The following is a 21,579-nucleotide window of genomic DNA, read 5'->3' on the forward strand; positions in this document are numbered from 1 at the left end:
ATGCGCGAAAATAAAAATGTATTATTTGTAGGTGTAGGTGGACAAGGAACTATTCTAGCATCTAAAATTTTGACAGAAGGACTTTTAAAAAGTGGATATGATGTAAAAATGTCAGAAGTTCACGGCATGGCTCAAAGAGGTGGAAGTGTTACGACACAAGTAAGATTTGGAGAGAAAATTTATTCACCTCTAATAGAAAAAGGTAAAGTAGATGTAATAGTATCCTTCGAAAAAAGTGAAGCAGCTAGATATTTGCCTTATTTAAAGAAAGATGGTTATATGGTAGTAAATGATTATGAAATATATCCTATACCAGTTTTAATAGGTAAAGAAAAATATCCTGAAAATGTAAATGAAAGATTAGGTGACGTAGTTAATAACATAATAGTTATTAATGCAGCTGAAATCGCTAAAAATCTTGGGAATATTAAAGCCCAAAATGTAGTTTTACTAGGAGCACTAATTAAAGTGCTTAAATTAGAAGATATAAACTGGGAAGAAGTTATTAGTGATATAGTACCTCCTAAAGCTGTAGAAATAAACAAGAAGGCATTTAGTGCAGGTATGGATGTTCAATAATTAACGGTGTAACTTTAGTGAATTTTTAATAAGAAATAGGGGCTTTGGGTTAAAGCTCTTGTTTCTTATTTTTCATTGTAATTTACTTAATAATGCAAATATATATTTTAAATTGCGCACTAAGCAGAAAATAGTATATTTTTGTGGGATATTTCTGAAAATTTGATATAATATAAATAAAGGTTCTACACCAGAGAGCGATAAGAGGCAAAATAATTGTTTCGTGCTCCAGAGGACTACGAGGGGGAAATAAAAATGCCAATATACTCACCAGCATCTAAAGAAATATTAGAAATTATAAAACAATATACAAAAAAAGGTGAAGTCGTTAAGATATTTGACCCTTTAGAATATAATAATATATTATATAGAGAAATTACATTTTCTAAAAAACTATTTAGAAATTTTCGAAAAGAAAATTTGGGGTATCTTTATATTAATGAAAAAAATGAAATCGTAAATGAAAAATCATTACAAGAAAGACTGGCAAAACTAGCCTATTTTTCAGATGTATTTTATAATACAGAAAGCAGAATTTGTATAGTAAATGCATTTCAAGAGGATGGTGCAATTGAAAAGGATAAGAAGGATTATAAATTAGTGGAGGCGGGTTTAGATTTCTTAACTAAAGAAGGAATTGTGGACTCAGAACAAGTAAAACAAGTTGTTATTAAATTGCCTAGTGTTAGAAAAAATAACAATGCGGTTTTAAAACAACTTATGGCTAAAGCAGGTGAGTATAAAACAGAAAAAAAATATTTTAATGCACATATGCTAGAAGAACTATTACCGATATATAGAGAGGCTTTAAGCATAAATCTACAAAAGATAAAATTGATAGACTCTGGAAGTGGATGTTATTCAAATATTAAAAAAACTGCAGAAAAAAAGAGAAAACAGATGTCCATTAGATTTAATCATAAACTAACGCAGCCATTAATGAAGATAAGTTATATGATGGGGTATTTTAATAAATTGGTTGATACTTGCATTATCATAAGTAAAATGTCAGACACTGAATATTTTAAGTACTTAGGCACTATTGAAAAAGAAAACATTGATTATAGAGTAAATTTAAATAGAAGCAAAAAGAACTCCTAATTTGGAGTTCTTTTTACATTTATTCAACAGTTATATAGACAGCATCTTCTTCGCGAACGACTTTTATATATTCAACTTCTGGATCTTCAGTTCCTTGAACATATAGTCCAGTTGCTTTTAATTTTTCAACATAATCTATAATCTCTTGAGTTATTCTCTCACCAGGGCAAAGTATTGGAATACCAGGTGGGTAAGCCATTAAAAATTCTCCGCTTATCATGCCCACACTTTTTTTAATTTCTACAGCAGTATTTACACTGTTGAAAGCCTCACGAGGAATCTGAACTTGCTCTGGAATACTAGGAATATCAATAAAATCGGATTTTTTTATGCCTTTGCCATAGTATTCATTGCTTATTTCTCTTAAAGCTGTAAGTAATTTCTCCATTCCCTCTTCAGTATCACCAAAGGAACCAACTGCGAGTATGTTATAAAGATCAGATAATTCCATTTGTATATGATATTTGTTAGAAAGTATCATATCTAAGTCATAACCTGTTATACCTAAATCTCTGCAGGTTATTGTGATTTTAGTTGGATCAATAGCGAAAGCACCAAGACCATCTAAGACCTCTTCACCAAAACAATAAAGTCCTGGAATTTTGTTTACTTCACTTCTTACATAATTGGATAAATCAATAGTTTTCTCTAAAAGCTCTTCGCCATGCAATGCAATTTGTCTTCTTGCGCAATCAAGTGATGCCATTAGAATATAGGAAGGTGAAGTTGTGTGCATTAAGTTTATTAGTTGCTTAACTCTAGCTGGGCTAACAAGATTCGAATTAACATGGAGCATAGAGCTTTGCGTTAAGGAACCAATAATTTTATGAGTACTTTGACAGCATATATCTGCACCAGCTTCCATGGCAGACATTGGTAATCTATCATTAAATTTAAGATGAGGTCCATGAGCTTCATCAACTATAAGAGGAATGTCGTACTCGTGAACAATATCTGCAATGCTCTTAATATCAGTGGAAACTCCATAATATGTTGGATTAATTATAAGTACTGCTTTTGCATCAGGATTTTCCTTTAAGGTTGCTTCTACTGTCTCCGGTGAAACTCCATGAGCAACACCTATTTTTTTATCTAGTTCTGGTTGCATATAAACTGGGACAGCACCGGCAAGTATTATGCCACCGGTTATAGATTTATGAACATTTCTAGGCACAATTATTTTTTCGCCAGATCCAACTACAGACATAATCATAGCTTGAATAGCACCTGAAGTACCATGAACTGAGAAAAATGAAGCATCAGCACCATAAGCATCTGCCGCTAATTCTTGAGCCTTTTTAATAGGTCCAGTTGAGTGATGAAAAGAATCAACAAGTTTAAAAACTGTAACGTCAATTTTAAAAGGGTTATCCCCCATAAAACTTCTAAACTGTTCATCGGCTCCTATTCCTTTTTTATGGCCAGGTACGTGCAGCGGCAAGGTATCTCTGTTAACATATTCCATTAGAGCATCAAATAATGGAGTTTCATTTTGATTTAATCTATACAATTTATACACCCCTTTCAAAGGAACTTATACTAAGGTACATTCAAATAAATGTGGAGTAAGTATATTATTTTATTTATTTTTATGTTCCAAATATTAAAAATTATTTTTTGAAATATATTCATTCAAACAATTTATAATTATAAAGGATAAAATATGCAAATGCAATAATAATTTAAAATAAAAACAAACGCTGCAGTATATATATGTAGATTTTTCTAAAATAATATTAAAAACAACAAAACAGGTAAATATTGGTTATTGATAAAAAGTCACTTCTATTTGTGTTGCTATGATAGTATAATGTGAGATAATAATTAAAAATTGTTATCTGTTTTTAGGAATTCAAGGAGGTTAATATATGATGTATAGAGAAAAATATAAAAGTTGGATTAACTCTAATTCCATAAATTTAGAATTAAAGAGTGAGTTAGAACATTTAGTAGATGAAAAAGAAATTGAAGATAGATTTTATAAAGATTTAGAGTTTGGTACAGGAGGACTAAGAGGGGTAATGGGTGCGGGAACAAACAGAATGAATATACATACCATAGGCAAAGCTACTCAAGGCCTGGCAGACTATTTAAATTCGAAATATAAGGATAATATATCAGTCAGTATTGCTTATGATTCAAGAAATATGTCAAAGGAATTTGCAGGAGCTGCTGCAAAAACACTTTGTGCTAATGGCATTTTTGTTAATTTATTTGAGCACTTAACACCAACTCCGATTTTATCTTATGCTGTCCGCGAACTAAAGTGTAAAGCAGGTATTGTTATTACTGCGTCGCATAATCCTAAAGAGTATAATGGATATAAAGTTTATGGGGATGACGGTGGACAAGTTACTGATGAGGTTGCAAATGAAATTATAACCTGTGCAGGGAGAATAAAAGATTTTTCTAAAGTGAAAACTATGGAGATTTCTAAAGCTAAAACAAATGGAATTCTAAAAATCATTGGAGAAAGTCTTTATTTATCATACATTACTAAGGTTAAGAATTTAACTATGAGAAAAGACTTAGTTTCGCAATGTGCCAAGGATTTAAAAGTAATTTATACGCCTATTCATGGTTCGGGAAATGTACCTGTGAGAAGAGTTTTAAATGAACTTGGTTATGATAATGTATTTGTTGTAAATAAACAAGAAATGCCAAATGGAAATTTTCCAACAGCACCATACCCTAATCCAGAGGATCCAAAGGTATTTACATTAGCTCTTGAAATGGCAAAAGACATTAATCCAGACATAATTTTTGGAACAGACCCTGATTGTGATCGAATCGGAGTAGTAGTCAAAGATAAAAAGGGTCAATATAAAGTTCTTACAGGAAATCAGACGGGTGTATTATTAAGCAATTATATTTTAAAATCATTGTGTGAAACTAGTAAGTTACCTAACAATGGTGTGGTAATAAAAACCATTGTTACTACAGATATGGTAGAGGCCATTGGAAAAAAATATAATGTTGAAGTATTAGATGTGCTAACAGGATTTAAATATATTGGAGAAAAAATTAAAGAGTTTGAGCTGAAAGGTAAAAAAGAATTTATATTTGGGTTTGAAGAAAGTTTTGGATATTTAGCTGGAAATTTTGTACGTGATAAAGACGCAGTTATAGCAGCAATGCTAATTTGCGAGATGACACTTTACTACAAAAATAAAGGTAAGAGCTTGTACGATGCACTGATAGATATTTATAATGAACATGGATACTACGAAGAAAGTTTAGTTTCAATGGAACTAAAAGGAAAAGATGGTGCAGAAAAAATTAGTAATATACTAGAACATTTAAGGTCTTCATTGAAGGAAAACCTAGGAAAAAATAAAATTGTAAAAAAAATGGACTATAGATCTGGGTTAGAAGTGGATTTAATAATGCACAGTCAGAAAATAATAGAACTTCCAAAATCAAATGTATTAAAGTTTGTTTTGGAGGATGGTTCTTGGTTTGTAGCTAGGCCTTCTGGTACTGAACCAAAAATGAAAATTTATTTATCTGTTAAAGGAAACTCTATAGAAAATACAGCTGAAAAAATAATTCGGCTCAAAGAAAATGTTATGTCAATAGTTAATGATTCATACATAAATTAAAAACTTTATATTAATATAAGTTTAAAGTCCGCTACTGCGGTTTACAAATTACCCTCAGTATATTATTATTAAGACGAGTACCTGTAGTATAAATATTTAAGATTAGTAGGAAGGTGTAAGCATGGACATAAAAACATATTTTTCGGAAAAACTATCAGCACTTCTTTTTTTAGAAATTAAGAAGAATAGTAAAATCAATGATTTTGTCATTTTAGATGACATATACTTCCCAGTGAGAACTAATGAGATAATAGAAAAAGTAAAGAAAAAAGAGGATTTTGATAATATACCAGTTAATCTATTTATTGAAGGGATGTTTTATGTTTTAGGAGCAGATGAACACTTTAAATATACTGACGAGTATAAAAAAATTATAAATACTATTCCAAATTCAATAGGATTTATTAAAGGTGTAGTCTTTAAAGAAATCCAAAATGAAAATTATGAAGAAGCATATATTATTTTAAAGGGGTTATTGACTATAGAAGAAAATACTGAAAATTACGATAAGATTTTTTTGCTCGTGGATAAATTAAGATCCACTAATAGTATGTTCAAGCAGGAACAATTAAAACTTATAGAAAAGGCTAAAAAAATCACTAATTATAGTAATCCATATCTATATGAGTCATTAGTTTTTAATAGTGAAATGGACCATGATGCAGCGTACATTGCTATAAATAAATATGTTGAAAGTGGTGGAGAACTAACAGCAGAGGTAATTGAACACAAAAGCAATTTGAAAACTATAGCAAGTTTTCAAAAGGCAAAGGAACTAATACCCACAAGTCCTAAAGATGCACTCCAAATTTTAATACCACTAATGGAACAATTAGGAGATAGACCAGATATATATTATCACAGTGCTGTAGCTTATAGAATTCTACAAAATTATGAGAAGGCTATATACTATTTGAATGAGGCAGAAGCAATAGAAAATGATTTAATTGAGGTAGTAATTGAGTATGGAATTAACTATGCATGTCTTGAAAATTACGAGCTTGCCATAAGGTATTTTAGGGAGGCATTTGAGGTTACAAAATCCATAGAGGTATGTACAAATCTTATTATGTGCTATATAAATATTAAAGACTTTGATAATGCTAGAGTGCATTTAGATATGGCTAAAAAAATAGCTCCACTAGATGAAATTGTAATTCAGTTAGAAGATCTATTGGCTGATAGTAAATAATTGTAGTACTTAGATAACATTGCAAAAAAGCCAAGTAAAAAAGGCTTTTTTTTGCGCAATAACTGAATTTAATATTTTTTATAATGTTATTAAATAAATATCATGGAAAGTATTAAAGAAAATCAAAAAATAACCGAAGAAAATAGCAATGTATTTATGTGAGGAGTGTTTTAAATTGAAAAAAATTTTATCGGTAATTATATTAACCGTCAGTCTTATTATTTTATGCCCAAAATCTGCATCAGCTTTGGAAAAGCCTGTTGTATCATTTGTTGGAGTTTCACATTCACCATTAATAGAAGGTGACAAAGAGAAGTTTTATATAACTTCCAAGAATGCACAGGAAGTTCAGTATAAAATATTTTTATATGAAGAAAATACAAAGCTATGGACAGAACTTACATCAGGTTATACAGGATTTGTAAATGCACAAATGCCCTATGAGATAAGCCCGAAAAAAATATTTAAGTTAGGAAAGTATAAAGTATCTATTTGGGCAAGAGCAAAAGGTTCAAATGCAGATTATGATAGTTTTTACGTAGCAAATCTAAATTGTGTTAATAGAGATGATAATAATAGGGTATATTTAGATGGAGATATTCAAACTTCCAAAGATGAATACATGTTGGGTGACAAGGTTGAAATAAATGGCATCGAAAATATTAGTGGTATGCAAGCGCCCTATAAATATAAGTTAAATGTTTATAACGCCACAAAGAATCAATGGACAACACACCTTACCGATTATTCTGAGGGCAAAATCCTGTGGCAGCCTACCGAAGTAGGGATATATGTTATAGATGTTTGGGCTATGTCTGCAAATTCTACACTTTGGTCTAAAGTTGTGAAAGATACTCATGCAGCTGCCTATGAAGGCTGGAAGTTAAAAGTAATAAATATTACTAAGTCTAATACTAGTTTAACGAATTATAATTATTCCCTAGATAATATAACAGATATTCAGTATGGACTAAAGGCTTCAGTAACAGATACATCAGGTAAATGGATACTGGCAAATAGGAATGAAATAAAGTACTATATGGATCCTAGGAATTTTTTAAATGGAGAAGGAAAGTATCAGTTTTTAAAACTAAATTATACTAAAGGAATTTCTGTTAATGATATTAATAGTGTTTTGCAAGGGAAAGGAGTATTAAGTGGAAAGGGACAAGCATTCTCAGATTCTTGCGCAACATATAATGTTAGTCCGGCATATTTGATATCACATGCTTTTTTGGAAACAGGATATGGTAAATCTAGTTTAGCAAGTGGAGTTATAGTAACACAAGTAAAGGGGAAACCTGTATCTCCTAAGGTAACCTATAATATGTTTGGTATTGGGGCATATGACGCAGACCCTACAAGACTGGGTAGTGAATATGCATATACAAATGGTTGGTTTAGCGTTGGACAAGCAGTTGATGGGGGTGCAAATTGGATTTCTAAATATTATATCAATAATTCGAGTAATAGCCAAAACACCTTATATAAAATGAGATGGAATCCAGGCATTGCAGGAACACATCAATACGCAACGGACATAGGTTGGGCTAATAAACAAACAAAAAGTATAAAAACTATTACGGATAGTTTTTCAAATAGTAATTTGTATTTTGATGTTCCTAAGTACATATATTAAATCATCTCCTGCGGAGCTGAAATGTCGTTAAGTTTGTAATTTAATAAAAATAAAGGACAACCAGCAATTATTAATTGCTCTGGTTGTTCTTTATTTTTGAAGCATCGCAGATGATGATTTAACCAGATTAAACAGCTATATGTTGAGAAAATATAAATAAATAGTTAATAAACTCCATTTAATTATACAAAAACAAGGTTTTAGGATATAATAATACATGCAAAGATATCTCATAATAGAAGTAGAAAAAATATGTTGAATAATTTTAGAAATGAGGTAAAATGATTAAGGAGAATGGCAAAGGATTTAAAACTAAATAGAGGATGTGAACTTCATGAAAACTGATAGAAGGGTTTTTGCGGTGGATATTGTTTGTGTTTTGGCATCATTATATATATCTCTACTGTTGAAATTTGATTTTAATATCCCTGGTAAAGACCTTCAATTTTTTAAACTTTCAATTGTTCCAGTGCTAATTTTAATAATAGGCTTTAATAAAATATTCAAATTGTATCGAAGTATATGGAAATATGCTTCTATCAAAGAGTTGTTTTCTATAGTATATTCAATATCCCTGGCAAATGTAGCATTTGTAATTTATAGTTATTTAGTTAGTTATATCTTATTTAAAAGTGCCTACTATAGATTCCCTTTTACTGTACATATTATATTTTGGCTTCTATGCATAATTACCTTAGGTGGAATTAGAATTATATATAGAATATCAGAGCAAAAAAAAGGCGAAAATAAGCAGTGTGATAATAACGTAAACATTCTTATTGTAGGTGCGGGCGATGCAGGTGCACTTTTAGTAAAAGAGATTAGTAAGCATAGCGAACTTAAATATTATATTGTTGGATTAATTGATGATGATTCTTCTAAAAAGGATAAAATAATCAATGGCATTAAGGTATTAGGTGGTAGAGATAAGATAATTTCCATTTGCCAGCAAGAGGCCGTTGAGGAAATAATTATTACCATGCCTTCAGCAGATTTTAAAACCAAAACAGAAATACTAAACATCTGCAAAAAGACTAAATGCAAGTTAAAAACAATTCCTGGTATTTATGAAATTGTAGATGAAAAAGTAAACATTAGTGAGCTTCGCGATGTAAATATTGAAGATCTTTTAGGAAGAGATCCAGTTAAATTAAGTACCGAAGATATTGATAAATATATTAAAGGTAAAACAATATTAGTTACAGGCGGTGGAGGTTCTATAGGTTCTGAACTATGCAGGCAAATTGCTAAGTTTAACCCTGAAAAACTAATAGTTTTGGACATTTATGAAAACAATGCTTATGACTTACAGATGGAGCTTAACTACGAATTTCCGCAGTTAAATAAAGAGTTTATTATTGCATCTGTTAGAGATATTGATAGATTAAAAGAAATTTTTGAAAACCATAAACCGGATGTAGTATTCCATGCAGCAGCTCATAAACATGTGCCACTTATGGAGAATAACCCAGCAGAAGCTATTAAGAATAATGTAATAGGAACTTATAATGTGGTAAAATGTAGTCATGAAGCTGGTGTTAAGAGATTTGTTCAAATTAGTACAGATAAAGCGGTAAATCCTACAAATATTATGGGAGCCACTAAGAGATTTTGTGAACTCATAATTCAGGCCTTTGATACAATTAGCGACACTGAATATGTGGCTGTAAGATTTGGTAATGTTTTAGGAAGTAATGGTTCAGTAATACCATTATTTAAAAAACAAATAGCTCATGGGGGACCTGTAACAGTTATGCACCCTGATATAAATAGATTCTTTATGACAATACCAGAAGCTGCACAATTAGTTATTCAAGCTGGAGGAATGGCAAAGGGTGGAGAAATATTTGTTTTAGATATGGGTGAGCCTGTAAAAATAGTTGATTTAGCAAGAGGGTTAATAACTCTTTCAGGGCTTGAACCAGATGTAGATATAAAAATTGAATTTATTGGACTAAGACCAGGAGAAAAACTTTATGAAGAGCTTCTTATGGATGAAGTAGCATTAACATCCACTTCACATAATAAAATTTACGTTGAAAAACCTATTGGAAATGATATAGATTTTATTGAAAAATCTATTGAAGATTTTAAAAATGTGGTAGGAAGAGATAAAGAAGCTGTATTTGCTTTAATGGAAGAAAAAGTTCCTACTTATAAAAGGAAGATGAACTAAAAAAAACTGATTTAATTAGACCTTTAAGGTTATAGGAGGTAATAAAATGTCTCAATATAAAGACGAATTATTGTTAAAATTAAAAAACAAAACAGCTAAACTTGGTGTAGTAGGCCTGGGCTATGTGGGATTGCCACTAGCTGTAGAAAAGGCTAAGGTAGGATATGAAGTAATAGGCTTTGATGTTCAAGATAAAAAGGTTCAAATGGTAAATGAAGGACGTAATTACATTGGAGATATTGTAGATTCAGATTTAAAGGCATTAGTGGAGGAAGGAAAATTGAAAGCAACTACAGATTTTAGCTTTGTTGCTGACGTTGATACAGTATGTATTGCGGTACCTACACCACTAGATTTATATAAACAACCAGATTTATCATATGTAGTGGATTCAACTAAAAGTGTAGCTAAATATTTGCATAGGGGAATGCTTGTAGTACTTGAAAGTACTACATACCCAGGAACAACTGAGGAAGTTTTAAAACCAATTCTAGAAGAATCAGGTTTAAAATGTGGAGTAGACTTTTTCCTCGCATTCTCTCCTGAACGAATTGATCCAGGTAATAAAGAATTTAATACAAAAAACACTCCAAAGATAGTTGGAGGATGTACTAAAGAATGTACCGAAGTTGCAGGGATGTTATACAGAAGTGTGCTAGAGGGAGATATAATGGAAGTGTCTTCTCCAGCAGTAGCTGAAATGGAAAAAATTCTTGAAAACACTTTCAGAAATGTAAATATAGCGCTAGCAAATGAAATGGCTATTTTGTGCAAAAGAATGAATATTGATATTTGGGAAGTAATAGATGCAGCGAAAACTAAACCTTATGGTTTTATGCCATTCTACCCAGGTCCAGGACTTGGTGGGCATTGTATACCACTTGATCCATTCTACCTTGAGTGGAAGGCAAAAGAGTTTGATTATCATACAAAATTAATAGAAGCTTCAGGTATAATTAACGATTATATGCCTGAATTTGTGCTTGAGAATGTTATGAAGCTTTTAAATGGTCAAAAAAAGGCACTAAATGGAGCAAAAGTTCTTCTTATGGGTGCAGCTTATAAGAAAGATATAGATGATATGAGAGAATCACCAACATTAAAGGTTATTGATCAATTAGAAAAGAATGGTGCAGACATTATGATAAACGATCCATTTATCACAAAATTCAGCCACAAAGGCAAAGAATACATAACTGTAAATTGGGAAAAAGAAATAATAAATGCAGATATAGTAATAATAACTACTGATCATAGTTCTTACGATTATGAACAAATTGTAGCTAAAGCTAGTTTATTATATGATACTAGAAACGCGACAAAGCATGTTGTAAATAATAGAGAAAAAATTAATAAACTTTAAGAGTAAATGAAATAATGTGCAAAAAAAATATGGCATGCAAACATTGTAAACTATTTTACAATGTTGCATGCCAAAATTCTAACAAATCATCAAGGAGGAATTCAAATGAAAAAATTAAAGGTAGCAATAATAGGATGTGGGAGAATATCTTACAAACATATAGAGGCTATAACTCAAAATAAGTCAGAAATCCAGCTTACAGCAGTTTGCGATGTGGTGGAAGATAATGCATCTTCCAAAAGAGATGAGTACATAAAAGCACTAGGAGAAAATGCTGATGTAAAAGTCTATACAGATTATAAAGAAATGCTTGAAAAAGCTGATATAGATATGGTTTCTATAGCTACTGAAAGTGGATATCATCCGGAAATAGCTATATATTGCATGAATAGAGGTAAACATGTACTTGTGGAAAAACCCATGGCGCTATCGACTCAAGATGCAGATAGAATGATTCAGTGTGCAAGTAAAAACAATGTAAAACTTTGTGTTAGTCATCAAAACAGATTTAATGAGCCAATACAAAAGCTCAGAGCAGCAGTGGAAGAAAATAGATTTGGAAAATTAGTTAATGGAACAGCAAGAATCCTTTGGAATAGAAATATGGGATACTATACTCAAGCACCTTGGAGAGGAACATGGGAACTGGACGGTGGTACACTAATGAATCAATGTATTCACAATATTGATTTATTACAATGGATGATGGGCGGAGAAATAGACACTGTTTATGCCCAGTGTGATACTTTCCTTCGAGATATAGAAGCTGAAGATTTTGGAGCAATAATGATAAGATTTAAAAACGGAGCTATAGGTATAATTGAAGGTTCTGCTTGTGTATATCCTAAAAATTTAGAAGAGACATTAAGCATCTTTGGTGAAACTGGTACAGTTTGTATAGGAGGACTTGCAGTTAATTCTATAGAAACTTGGAAATTTGCGGATAATATAGATACTGAGCAGGAAATATTAAGTCAGCAGAAAGGCGACCCAGATTCAGTATATGGCTTTGGACATACACCACTATATAAAGACATGGTAGATGCTATAAATATGGATAGACAACCTCTCATAAATGGAGAAGAAGGTAAAAAAGGTATGTCTATTATACTTGCTGCTTATAAATCAAGACTTACAGGGCTTCCAGTTAAATTCCCAATGGGAGAGTTCTCAACAATGCAAATGAAAAAATAATTTTAGAAATATCATATGAAAAGGAGTTAATTTCATGAATTATGTTTCAGATAAAAGCAAAATTGGCAATAATGTAACAATGGGACATTTTGTAGTAATAGATGATGAGGTAGTTATAGGAGATAATTGTGTTATAGGTAGTAATGTTGTTATACACACTGGAACTAATATTGAAGGCAACGTTAGAATAGATGATAATACGGTAATAGGTAAACAGCCTATGAGATCCGTAAACAGTATTTTCAAAGATGAAGAAAAATTGCTTCCAGCTAAAATAAGTGAAGGTTGCCTTATAGGGGCAGGGGTAATTATTTATTGTGGTTGCACAATTGGAGAGAAAACACTTATTGCGGACACTGCTGTAATAAGAGAAAATGTCACCCTAGGTTCAAAAACGATTATTGGTCGCGGAACAACTATTGAAAATTTCTGCAGCGTTGGGTCTAACTGCAAAATACAAACTAATGTATATTTAACAGCTTATTCCCAGGTTTGCGATTATGTATTTATTGCCCCTTGTGTTACAACTTCTAATGATAACTATGCGGCCCGTTCTAAGGAAAGGTTCGGAAAATTTAAAGGAGTAACTATAAAAAAAGGCGGAAGAATTGGAGCTGGGGCAGTTATTCTCCCAGGTAAAATTATACACGAAGATGCTTTAGTAGCAGCAGGTAGTGTAGTTACAAAAGACGTGGAAGCAGGAACAATAGTAGTTGGAAATCCTGCTAAAGTGCTTCGAGCTGTACCAGAGGATCAATTGCTTAAAAATCAATAAAAGGAAGTAAATATGGGAAATTTTAATTTTAGAAATTTAGAAAAAAATGAATATGAAATGTGGGATGCATTTGTAGACAAATCTCCACAAGGATGCATATTTGCTAAAAGCTTTTGGTTAGATGCAGTAGGTTCAAAGTATGATATACTAGGCTGCTTTGATAAAGGCGATAGAATGGTTGCAGGTATGCCCATAACTCAAAATGAAGGTGGATATATAACTATGCCAAAGCTTACCCAAACCTTGGGCATAGTTTTTACTGATTTTTCAGAAATGAAGTATGTAAAGAGAATTTCTAAAGAAAAAGATATAATTATGGATTTTGTAGATAATATTCCTAAATTTAAAAATTTTGATTGTTCATTTCACTATAATTTTACTAATTGGATGCCATTTATGTGGAAGGGATTTAATGAGCAAACCAGGTACACTTATGTAATAGAAGGTATTCAAAATATAGAAGTGGTCCGGGGTGAGTTTGCAGATAAAACTAAGTCAGTTATTACTAAAGCAGTAAATCATAATTTAAAGGTTATGGATAACTTGACTCTATCTGATATGTATAGTATGCTGAAAAAAACTTTTGATCGGCAAAATATGAGGGTACCTTTTGATTTTGAGTGGTTTGGGAGATTTGATGCTATAATAAATAAAAACAATGCAAGAAAGATGTTTTTCACAGTGGACGCACAAAATAATCTTCATGCTGCGCTTTATCTTGTGTATGATAAAAACTGCGCATATTATCTATTAGGTGGTGCAGACCCAGAATTTAGAAGTAGTGGAGCCATGTATTTAAATGTGTTTGAAGCTATAAAATATTCTGCGGGTTTTACAGATAAATTTGATTTTGAAGGCTCAGTGGTTCCACAAATAGAAAGCATGTTTCGCTCCTTTGGAGCTACGCAAAAACAATACTTTAGAATAATTAAAAACAATTCAATTATTCTAAATATGAAACAAGATATAAGAAAATACGGAAAAATCATACTTAAAAGGGGATAATTATGTATAAGAATAAAAGGTTTCTTGCTATTATTCCAGCAAGAGGTGGTTCAAAAGGTATACCAAATAAGAACATCATGGCTATATGTGGTAAACCACTTATAGCTTATACAATAGAAGCAGGAAAGAAATCTAAATACATAGATGAAATAATTGTATCAACAGATAGTGATGTCATAAAGGTAATAGCACAGCAGTATGGTGCTGTGGTTCCTTTTTTAAGACCAGAGGAATTATCAAGTGATAGTGCGAAATCTATAGATGTAGTAATACATGCAATAGATTTTTATAAAAATAATAATATAGCTTTTGATTACGTAATATTATTACAGCCAACATCACCTTTAAGGACTTTTGAACATTTGGATGAAGCTATAGAAAAAATTATTGAGTCTAGCAGAACTTCATTAGTTAGTGTTTGTGAAGCTGAGGAAAATCCTATTCTTATGAGAAATATAGAAAATGATAAATTAAAAGAGGTCATAAGTTTTGAGGGAACAAATCTAAGGCGTCAAGATTTACCTACTTTTTATATATTTAATGGTGCACTATATATAAATTCAACAGATATGTTAGTGGATGAAAAGAAATTTGTTAATGAAGATACAATCCCTTATGTAATGGACAAGGAGAGTTCTGTAGACATTGACACAATGCTAGATGCAAGACTTGTAGAACTGCTAATAAAGGAGAGTATGGATGTTTAAGATAAATGGTAAAATTATAGGCGATGGAAATCCAGCCTTTATTATTGCAGAGGCTGGTGTTAATCACAATGGAGATATAAATATAGCGAAAAAACTGGTGGATGAAGCTGTACTTGCGGGAGTTGATGCCATAAAATTTCAGACCTTTAAGACTGAAAAATTAGTCACGGGTTATGCAGAGATGGCAGAGTATCAAAAGAATAATATAGGCAAAGATGACTCCCAGTTTAATATGTTAAAGAAACTAGAACTTTCATATGAAAACTTTATAGAAATACAAAAATATTGCATACACAAGAAAATTATGTTTTTATCTACACCTTTTGATTTTGAAAGCGCTGATTTTTTGTTATCTATAGGTATGGAGGCTTTTAAAATAAGTTCAGCGGATTTAACGAATATTCCATTTTTAGAGCATATAGCAAGATTTAATAAACCTATAATTTTATCTTCTGGAATGGCAACACTATCAGAAATAGAAGATGCAATAAATGCAATTTATTGCATAGGGAATAAAGAAGTAGCAGTGCTCCACTGTACTTCAAATTATCCAGCTAAACTTCAAAGTGTTAACTTAAATGCAATGAATACCATAAAAAATGCTTTTAAAATTGTGTCGGGGTATTCTGACCACACACAAGGGATAACAGTAACTATAGCCGCAGCTGCTATGGGAGCAAATATAATTGAAAAGCATTTTACCCTAGATAAGTGCATGGAAGGTCCAGACCATAGTGCATCTCTCAGTCCTCTAGACCTAAAAGACATGGCTACAGCAATCAGAAATGTAGAAATGGCACTTGGAAGTGGTATTAAGATGTACAATGCTAGTGAAGTAGATACTATGAAGGCAGCCAGAAAAAGTATAGTAGCTGCTAGAGATATAAATGCAGGAGAGAGTATAAGTTTAATAGACTTAGATTACAAAAGACCAGGAACTGGGCTTTCACCTAAATTCTATTTGGATATTGTTGGTAAAAAAATCAGCAGAGATATTAAAATGAATGAGCAAATAGCCTTTAATATGGTGGAATAAAAATGAGCCAAATTATTTCATCTTGATATAGGATAGGAGATTAAATATGAAAAGAAAAATAGCAGTAATAACGGGTACGAGAGCAGATTATGGTATATTTTATCATGTTCTTAAAGAAATAGAAAAACATGTGGCATTGGATCTTAATCTTATTGCCTGTGGTATGCATCTATGCCCTGAATTTGGCATGACTATAAACGAGATAGAAAAAGATGGTTTTGAAATAGCAGATAAGTTTGAAACAATTCTGGCTTCTGACACAGGCGCCTCTATGGCTAAATCTATAGGGCTTTCCATTATAAGTATGGCACAGTGCTTTGATAGAATAAAACCAGATGTTGTATTAATACTTGGTGATAGAGGAGAAATGCTTGCGGCAGCCACTGCAGCTATTCATATGAATATTCCTGTGGCTCATATTCATGGAGGGGAAGTAACTGGAACCGTAGATGAATCTGTAAGACACGCTATAACTAAACTTTCTCATATTCATTTTCCCGCTAATGAGGATAGCAAACAAAGAATCCTTAAATTAGGTGAGAGGGAAGAAAATATTTTTGTAGTAGGGGCTCCAGGTCTTGATTACATTAAAAAAACAGTGTTTTTATCAAGAAGTGTAATGCTAGAAAGATTTAAATTAGAAGATGATAAGATATTTTTACTTACCCAGCATCCAGTAACTACAGAACGTGACATGGTGGAGTGGCAAATAAGAGAAACACTAGATGCCATTGTAGAACTTGGGTATCAAACTATAGTTTCATATCCAAACAGTGATAATGGCGGACGTGAAATTATAAGGGTTATTGAGGAATATAGAGCTAAATATCCTTTCTTAAAGGTATTTAGAAATTTAAGTCAAGTAGAGTACCTAAGCTTTTTAGAAATAGCAGATGTAATGATAGGGAATTCATCTTCAGGTATAATTGAAGCTCCTAGCTTTAAGTTGCCTGTGGTAAATATAGGATCAAGGCAGGGTGGAAGATTAAGAGCCTGCAATATAATAGACATACCTTATGGTAAAGATGCTGTAAAGGCAGGAATTAAAAGCGCACTAGAAGATGAGAACTTTAACAAACAATTAGAAACCTGCATAAATCCTTATGGTGATGGTAATGCCAGTGGTAAAATAGCGCAAATTTTAAGTGAGGTAGTCCTAGATAGGGAGCTTATACAAAAAAGAATAACTTACTAGTTGAGGTGATATTATGAAGAAAATCGTACTTGTAGGTGCAGGTGGTCATTGCAAGGTTATTATAGACATTATAAAAAGTACTTCTAAATATGATATAGTGGGTGTAACAGACAAAGCTTATGCATGTGGTGAAGAAGCCTTTGTATTAGATACACCTATAATAGGTGATGACAGCATTTTAAAAGAGCTATACAATACTGGAGTAAAAAATGCCTTTGTATGTGTTGGTGCACTTGAAAATATTATGCTTCGAGATAAGATATACATGGAGCTTTTGGCTATAGGCTTTAATATGCCTGCACTTATACATAAGGGTGCAATAGTTTCTCCTTATGCAAGTGTAGCCTTTGGAACTTGCGTAATGGCTGGAGTCATAATTAATCCAGGTGCATTCATAGAAGAGAATTGTATAATAAACACTGGTGCAGTAATCGAGCATGATTGCAAAGTGCAAAGAAATACCCATATCTCACCTAGGGCTTGTATAGCCGGAGGGGTGAATGTTGGCTGTAATACTCATATAGGTATGGGTAGTTCTATAATTCAATCAGTACATATAGGGAACAATGTAATTATAGGAGCCGGAGCTGTGGTTATTGAAAATATAGTAGATAATGTAGTTGCAGTAGGAATTCCAGCAAAAATTATAAAGCGCAGGTGATATTATGAAATTTTCAATTGATAAATATTGTATAGGAGCTAGTTCTACAATAAAAGAAGCTATGGTGGTTATAGATAAAAACTTAACTGGTGGAGCTCTAGTTGTAAATGAAAATAATGAACTGGTGGGGACTATTACAGATGGTGATATTAGGCGGGCTATACTTAAAGAGGCTAGTATAAATGATAGTATAGAAAACACATATTTTAAAAATTTTAAATTTGTAACAGAAGAGCATAGTAAAAAGAAAGCAAAAGAGTATATGCTAAGCAATAAGATAAGACAGGTACCTGTTATTGATAAAGATAAAAAGCTTATAGACTTATACTTTTTAGATGATATAATATCTTATGAAAAAAAGGATAATTATGTTTTTATTTTAGCTGGTGGTCTAGGTACTCGGTTAAGACCCTTAACAGAAACAGTACCGAAACCTATGCTAACTGTTGGTGATAAACCCATATTGGAGCTTATAATAGAACAATTTAAAGAATATGGCTTTAGAAACTTTATTATTTCACTTAATTATAAAGGAGAAATAATAGAGGATTACTTCAAAAATGGAAGTGAATTTGGCGTAAAGATAGAATATATTAAAGAAACTAAAAAACTAGGCACAGCAGGTTCAATAGCCTTAGTAAAAGAAAAATTTACCAAACCGTTTATAGTTATAAATGGCGATATACTAACAGGAATTGATTTTGAAAAATTTTTAAATCATCATATAAAAAACAACTTCAATATAACAGTAGGCGTTAGAAATTATGAAATTAATGTTCCTTATGGAGTATTAGTTACGGATAATATGCTTATAGAGTCTTTGGAAGAGAAGCCTACATATAAATTTCATATTAATGGTGGAGTATATGTGGTTAATCCTGAAATTGTAAAATACATAAAAGAAGATGAAGTTTACAATATGACCGATTTAATAGAAGATGCAATGAATAATGATTACACGTCAGGTATATATGAGATAACTGAGTATTGGAAGGATATAGGTCAAATAGAGGACTATAGAAAGGCCAACACGGATATTCATAAATTTTTTAAAATATAAGAAAAGGGGTAGATGAAATGAATTGGCAAGGTAAAAAAGTTTTAGTTACAGGTGCAGAGGGATTTATAGGAAGTCATTTAACAGAAAGATTAGTAGAACTTGGAGCAGATGTTACGGCACTTGCCCAATATAATTCCTTTAATAACTGGGGATGGATTGACACTTTTGATAAAAAGACTAAAGATAGCATTAAAGTTGTTACTGGAGACATAAGAGAATATGATGGAATGAAAAGAATTATAAAGGGGCAAGAAGTGGTGCTTCATCTTGCTGCACTAATTGCAATTCCATATTCTTATCTTTCACCTATGGCCTATGTAAGAACAAATATAGAAGGTACTACTAACGTTTTAGAAGCTTGTAGAGAATATGATGTTGAGAAAATTGTGCATACCTCGACGTCTGAAACCTATGGCACAGCTCTTTATGTGCCAATTGATGAAAAACACCCAATGCAGGGTCAATCTCCCTATTCAGCATCAAAAATAGGAGCAGATAAGATGGCAGAAAGTTACTATAAAAGCTTCAATATGCCAATAGCTACTCTAAGACCCTTTAATACTTATGGACCAAGACAATCAGCAAGGGCTGTAATTCCAACAATAATATCACAGATATTGGCAGGTAAAACAGAAATTAAACTTGGAAGTTTAACTCCAACTAGAGACTTTAATTTTGTAAAAGATACTGCAGAGGCTTTCATAAAAGTTGCTGAAAGCGAAAAAACTATTGGTGAAGTTATAAATGCTGGTTCAAACTATGAGATAACAATAGGAGACACAGTTAAAAAAATAATAAGTATAATAGGAAAGGACGTAAAAATCCTTTGTGATGATGAAAGACTAAGACCAGAAAATAGCGAAGTTAATAGATTATGGGCTGATAACACTAAAATAAAAGAATTAACAGGCTGGAAGCCGAGTTATAGTATAGATAAAGGTCTTGAAGAGACAGTTGAATGGATAAAAAATAATATGCAGTATTTCAAGACAGACATATACAACGTATAAAATAAACAGGAGGTTTTTATTGTGATACCATTATGTATACCAGAAATTAGAGGCAATGAGTGGAAATATGTGAAGGACTGCATAGATACTAATTGGGTATCTTCAGTAGGCAGTTACGTTAATTTATTTGAAAAGAGATTTAGTGAATATGTTCATAGCGAAAGTGCAGTAGTTACTAATAATGGTACAGCAGCACTTCAATTAGCATTAGTAACTTTAGGTATAGGTGCAGGAGATGAAGTTATAGTTCCATCATTAACCTTCATATCTCCAATAAACACTATAAAATACGTAGGTGCAGAGCCTGTATTTGTAGACGTATGTAGAGATACCTTTGTTATGGATGCTGAAAAGATAGAAAGCTTAATAACACCTAAAACAAAGGCTATAATGCCAGTACATATTTATGGTCATCCAGCAGATATGGATAGGATTATGGAAATAGCACAAAAGCATAATCTGTTTGTTATAGAAGATGCCACAGAAGCACTAGGATCTACTTATAAAGGCAAAATGGCTGGTACCATAGGACATATGGGTTGCTATAGCTTTAATGGAAATAAGCTTATAACTACAGGAGCAGGTGGAATGTTTGTAACTAACAATTTAGAATATGGAACTAGAGCAAAATTCTTATCTACTCAAACAAAGGTAGTTACTGAAAACAAAGCTTTTTACCATCCTGAAGTAGGATATAATTTTAGGATGCCAAATCTTCTTGCTGCTTTTGGAGTGGCTCAACTTGAAAATGTTGAAGAATATCTAAAGGTAAAAAAAGAAAATGCAGTTTATTACAATGAATTTTTAAGTGAGGCTCATGGAATTACCTTACCAATAGAAAAAGATAATGTAGAAAATTGTTTTTGGCTATACTCAATATTAGTTGAAGAGGAGTATGGTATTACTCGCGACGAACTTATACAAAAATTAAATGAAGAAAAAATAGAAGCAAGACCTTTCTTTATGCCTATACATGGTATGCCACCATACAGTGATTGTACACATGGAGATTTAAGTGTTACAGGTGAACTTTATGCGCGAGGAATAAATCTTCCAAGTTCTGTAGGACTTAAAAAAGAAGATATTGAAGCAGTGTGTAATGTTATTAAAAAATACGCAAAATAAAATTTGAAAATAACTGATAGGGATACTGGTCCATATTATTTTAAAGATATATTAATATGGACCGGTATTATTTATCATTGTAGTGCATAAAAAATAGATTGCTATATCACTAGTTATTTTTAAAATAAGCAATATGAAATATTAGTAAGGGGATAGAAG

18 protein-coding genes are annotated in these 21,579 nt (G+C 31.8%); 17 read left to right on the plus strand and 1 reads right to left on the minus strand.

The window, feature by feature from the left end:
• The gene (locus Ctaglu_RS14895; RefSeq protein WP_125003064.1) at positions 1-579 is read left to right on the plus strand and encodes an indolepyruvate oxidoreductase subunit beta; all 579 of its coding nucleotides are present in this window, start codon (positions 1-3) and stop codon (positions 577-579) included.
• A gap of 255 nt (positions 580-834) precedes the next feature.
• A complete protein-coding gene (locus Ctaglu_RS14900) occupies positions 835-1,680 on the plus strand; it encodes a hypothetical protein (protein ID WP_125003066.1) in 846 nt (281 codons plus the stop codon).
• Positions 1,681-1,699: 19 nt separating this feature from the next.
• Here Ctaglu_RS14900 and Ctaglu_RS14905 read toward each other — a convergent pair whose 3' ends face one another.
• Positions 1,700-3,190 carry an aminotransferase class I/II-fold pyridoxal phosphate-dependent enzyme gene (locus Ctaglu_RS14905; RefSeq protein ID WP_125003068.1) on the minus strand — a complete coding sequence of 497 codons (1,491 nt, stop codon included), beginning with the start codon at positions 3,188-3,190 and terminating at the stop codon, positions 1,700-1,702.
• Positions 3,191-3,551: 361 nt separating this feature from the next.
• Between Ctaglu_RS14905 and Ctaglu_RS14910 the strand changes: the two genes are divergently transcribed.
• From Ctaglu_RS14910 to Ctaglu_RS14980, 15 genes are all read left to right on the plus strand, one after another.
• Positions 3,552-5,282 (plus strand): phospho-sugar mutase, encoded by a 1,731-nt coding sequence (locus Ctaglu_RS14910; protein ID WP_185732728.1) that lies wholly within the window; start codon positions 3,552-3,554, stop codon positions 5,280-5,282.
• 121 nt (positions 5,283-5,403) lie between these two features.
• A complete protein-coding gene (locus Ctaglu_RS14915) occupies positions 5,404-6,474 on the plus strand; it encodes a tetratricopeptide repeat protein (RefSeq protein WP_125003072.1) in 1,071 nt (356 codons plus the stop codon).
• 175 nt (positions 6,475-6,649) lie between these two features.
• Positions 6,650-8,113 (plus strand): N-acetylglucosaminidase, encoded by a 1,464-nt coding sequence (locus Ctaglu_RS14920; RefSeq protein WP_185732725.1) that lies wholly within the window; start codon positions 6,650-6,652, stop codon positions 8,111-8,113.
• A 334-nt stretch (positions 8,114-8,447) separates the two neighbouring features.
• The gene (locus Ctaglu_RS14925) at positions 8,448-10,289 is read left to right on the plus strand and encodes a polysaccharide biosynthesis protein (RefSeq protein ID WP_125003076.1); all 1,842 of its coding nucleotides are present in this window, start codon (positions 8,448-8,450) and stop codon (positions 10,287-10,289) included.
• 46 nt (positions 10,290-10,335) lie between these two features.
• Positions 10,336-11,652, plus strand: a complete 1,317-nt coding sequence (locus Ctaglu_RS14930; RefSeq protein ID WP_125003078.1) for a nucleotide sugar dehydrogenase — start codon at positions 10,336-10,338, stop codon at positions 11,650-11,652.
• A 105-nt stretch (positions 11,653-11,757) separates the two neighbouring features.
• Entirely contained in the window at positions 11,758-12,846 is a 1,089-nt protein-coding gene (locus Ctaglu_RS14935) for a Gfo/Idh/MocA family protein (protein WP_125003080.1), read from the plus strand.
• 34 nt (positions 12,847-12,880) lie between these two features.
• The gene (locus Ctaglu_RS14940; RefSeq protein ID WP_125003082.1) at positions 12,881-13,621 is read left to right on the plus strand and encodes an acyltransferase; all 741 of its coding nucleotides are present in this window, start codon (positions 12,881-12,883) and stop codon (positions 13,619-13,621) included.
• Positions 13,622-13,633: 12 nt separating this feature from the next.
• Positions 13,634-14,626 (plus strand): GNAT family N-acetyltransferase, encoded by a 993-nt coding sequence (locus Ctaglu_RS14945; protein ID WP_125003084.1) that lies wholly within the window; start codon positions 13,634-13,636, stop codon positions 14,624-14,626.
• 2 nt (positions 14,627-14,628) lie between these two features.
• On the plus strand, positions 14,629-15,333 hold the full coding sequence (locus Ctaglu_RS14950) for an acylneuraminate cytidylyltransferase family protein (protein ID WP_125003086.1): 705 nt from the start codon (positions 14,629-14,631) through the stop codon (positions 15,331-15,333).
• On the plus strand, positions 15,326-16,369 hold the full coding sequence (gene neuB, locus Ctaglu_RS14955; RefSeq protein WP_125003088.1) for an N-acetylneuraminate synthase: 1,044 nt from the start codon (positions 15,326-15,328) through the stop codon (positions 16,367-16,369). The genes Ctaglu_RS14950 and neuB overlap by 8 nt, the downstream gene beginning before the upstream one ends.
• A 46-nt stretch (positions 16,370-16,415) precedes the next feature.
• Entirely contained in the window at positions 16,416-17,564 is a 1,149-nt protein-coding gene (neuC, locus tag Ctaglu_RS14960) for a UDP-N-acetylglucosamine 2-epimerase (RefSeq protein ID WP_125003090.1), read from the plus strand.
• Between the two features lie 13 nt (positions 17,565-17,577).
• Positions 17,578-18,225 (plus strand): acetyltransferase, encoded by a 648-nt coding sequence (locus tag Ctaglu_RS14965; RefSeq protein ID WP_125003092.1) that lies wholly within the window; start codon positions 17,578-17,580, stop codon positions 18,223-18,225.
• Positions 18,226-18,229: 4 nt separating this feature from the next.
• On the plus strand, positions 18,230-19,285 hold the full coding sequence (locus Ctaglu_RS14970; RefSeq protein ID WP_125003094.1) for a nucleotidyltransferase family protein: 1,056 nt from the start codon (positions 18,230-18,232) through the stop codon (positions 19,283-19,285).
• A gap of 17 nt (positions 19,286-19,302) precedes the next feature.
• Positions 19,303-20,295 (plus strand): NAD-dependent 4,6-dehydratase LegB, encoded by a 993-nt coding sequence (locus tag Ctaglu_RS14975; RefSeq protein WP_125003096.1) that lies wholly within the window; start codon positions 19,303-19,305, stop codon positions 20,293-20,295.
• 21 nt (positions 20,296-20,316) lie between these two features.
• On the plus strand, positions 20,317-21,420 hold the full coding sequence (locus Ctaglu_RS14980; protein WP_125003098.1) for a LegC family aminotransferase: 1,104 nt from the start codon (positions 20,317-20,319) through the stop codon (positions 21,418-21,420).
• Positions 21,421-21,579 lie beyond the last annotated feature (159 nt).

Origin of the sequence: Clostridium tagluense (genome assembly GCF_003865095.1) — a bacterium.
In the GTDB taxonomy this organism is placed as follows: Bacteria; Bacillota; Clostridia; order Clostridiales; family Clostridiaceae; genus Clostridium_AD; species Clostridium_AD tagluense.

What these genes read in the sequence shown, in the direction of transcription:
- Ctaglu_RS14895 (WP_125003064.1), top strand. Translation starts at nt 1, where the DNA reads ATGCGCGAAAATAAAAATGTATTATTTGTAGGTGTAGGTGGACAAGGA.
- Ctaglu_RS14900 (WP_125003066.1), top strand. Translation starts at nt 835, where the DNA reads ATGCCAATATACTCACCAGCATCTAAAGAAATATTAGAAATTATAAAA.
- Ctaglu_RS14910 (WP_185732728.1), top strand. Translation starts at nt 3,552, where the DNA reads ATGTATAGAGAAAAATATAAAAGTTGGATTAACTCTAATTCCATAAAT.
- Ctaglu_RS14915 (WP_125003072.1), top strand. Translation starts at nt 5,404, where the DNA reads ATGGACATAAAAACATATTTTTCGGAAAAACTATCAGCACTTCTTTTT.
- Ctaglu_RS14925 (WP_125003076.1), top strand. Translation starts at nt 8,448, where the DNA reads ATGAAAACTGATAGAAGGGTTTTTGCGGTGGATATTGTTTGTGTTTTG.
- Ctaglu_RS14930 (WP_125003078.1), top strand. Translation starts at nt 10,336, where the DNA reads ATGTCTCAATATAAAGACGAATTATTGTTAAAATTAAAAAACAAAACA.
- Ctaglu_RS14935 (WP_125003080.1), top strand. Translation starts at nt 11,758, where the DNA reads ATGAAAAAATTAAAGGTAGCAATAATAGGATGTGGGAGAATATCTTAC.
- Ctaglu_RS14940 (WP_125003082.1), top strand. Translation starts at nt 12,881, where the DNA reads ATGAATTATGTTTCAGATAAAAGCAAAATTGGCAATAATGTAACAATG.
- Ctaglu_RS14945 (WP_125003084.1), top strand. Translation starts at nt 13,634, where the DNA reads ATGGGAAATTTTAATTTTAGAAATTTAGAAAAAAATGAATATGAAATG.
- Ctaglu_RS14950 (WP_125003086.1), top strand. Translation starts at nt 14,629, where the DNA reads ATGTATAAGAATAAAAGGTTTCTTGCTATTATTCCAGCAAGAGGTGGT.
- neuB (WP_125003088.1), top strand. Translation starts at nt 15,326, where the DNA reads ATGTTTAAGATAAATGGTAAAATTATAGGCGATGGAAATCCAGCCTTT.
- neuC (WP_125003090.1), top strand. Translation starts at nt 16,416, where the DNA reads ATGAAAAGAAAAATAGCAGTAATAACGGGTACGAGAGCAGATTATGGT.
- Ctaglu_RS14965 (WP_125003092.1), top strand. Translation starts at nt 17,578, where the DNA reads ATGAAGAAAATCGTACTTGTAGGTGCAGGTGGTCATTGCAAGGTTATT.
- Ctaglu_RS14970 (WP_125003094.1), top strand. Translation starts at nt 18,230, where the DNA reads ATGAAATTTTCAATTGATAAATATTGTATAGGAGCTAGTTCTACAATA.
- Ctaglu_RS14975 (WP_125003096.1), top strand. Translation starts at nt 19,303, where the DNA reads ATGAATTGGCAAGGTAAAAAAGTTTTAGTTACAGGTGCAGAGGGATTT.